Genomic DNA, 1,098 nt, shown 5'->3' with positions numbered 1-1,098 from the left:
TACCTGGGCAGCCATGGCTTTTGCCTGGAGCTGGCGCTGCGTCCGGGCGAACAGCACTCGGCCAGCGAGACCGACTTCAACCTGCAGCGCATCGTGCCGATGGCCCAGCGCCTGAGCGCGGCGGGGCCGAAGGCGCCGATCCTGGTGCGGCTGGACTCGGGCTTCGACTCGGCGCGGCTGATGCGCGAACTCCACGCCTGCAACCAGGCGGGCAGCCCACGGGTGGACTGGCTGATCAAGTGGAACCCGCGCAGCACCGACGTGCACGCGCTGGCGGCCACGCTGCAGGCCCAGGCCACCACGAAATGGGACACGCCGCGCTCGGGCAAGCGCGTGACGAGTTGGGAGCAGGCGGTGACGCTCGAAGGCGTCGAGCAGCCCGTGCGCCGGGTCTTTCGCCTGACCGAGCGCACCATCGACAAGCGCGGCCAGCAATTGATCGAGCCGCAGCTCACGCTCGAAGGCTGGACCACCAGCCTGGCGCCGCATCTGGACGGCGCCGCGATCATCGCGCTGTATGCCGACCATGGCACGCACGAGCAATTCCATGCCGAGTTCAAGACCGACCTGGACCTGACACGGCTGCCCTCGGGCAAGTTCGACACCAACTACCTCGTGTGCCAGCTCGCGGCGCTGGCGATGGACATCCTGCGCTTGATGGGCCAGCGCGGCCTGCTCGGCCCCGATGCCCCGGTGCGTCACGCCGCCAAGCGCCGACGCATCAAGACCGTGATGCAGGAGCTGATCTACCGTGCCGGGCGGCTCATCGCGCATGGGCGCCGATGCATCCTCGGACTCGGTGCCAATGACCGTGCGGCCAAGGCCTTCACCCGGCTGCACAGCGAGTTGTTGGCCCCCGCCACGTAGCACCGCGTCGAAGCGCCCGCACAGCAAACGCGCATCCACCGCCTGCGGCACAGGTCGCGGCGTGGCGTGATCACAGCCGCCGCAGCCAAGGCATCGCCCCGATCGCCCCAAACGTACACGCAGACCGCCCGACAGGCCCATTGCTGACCTCTGCGCGGACGTATCACGCGGTTCAACCGTCAACTCGCGCTCCAATTCCTGGCCGCAGGGATGGTGGTCACGGATTCAGGA

At 68.6% G+C, this 1,098-nt stretch carries 1 protein-coding gene; it reads left to right on the top strand.

The window, feature by feature from the left end; translation table 11 throughout:
* On the top strand, positions 1-867 hold an 867-nt coding region (locus EV671_RS26575; RefSeq protein WP_132576903.1), incomplete at its 5' end, for an IS1380 family transposase.
* Positions 868-1,098: the final 231 nt, after the last annotated feature.

Source organism: Roseateles saccharophilus (assembly GCF_004342485.1).
In the GTDB taxonomy this organism is placed as follows: Bacteria; Pseudomonadota; Gammaproteobacteria; order Burkholderiales; family Burkholderiaceae_C; genus Pelomonas; species Pelomonas saccharophila.
The sequence above is the reverse complement of the archived record's forward strand: the minus strand, read 5'-3'. Positions and strand labels throughout refer to the sequence as shown.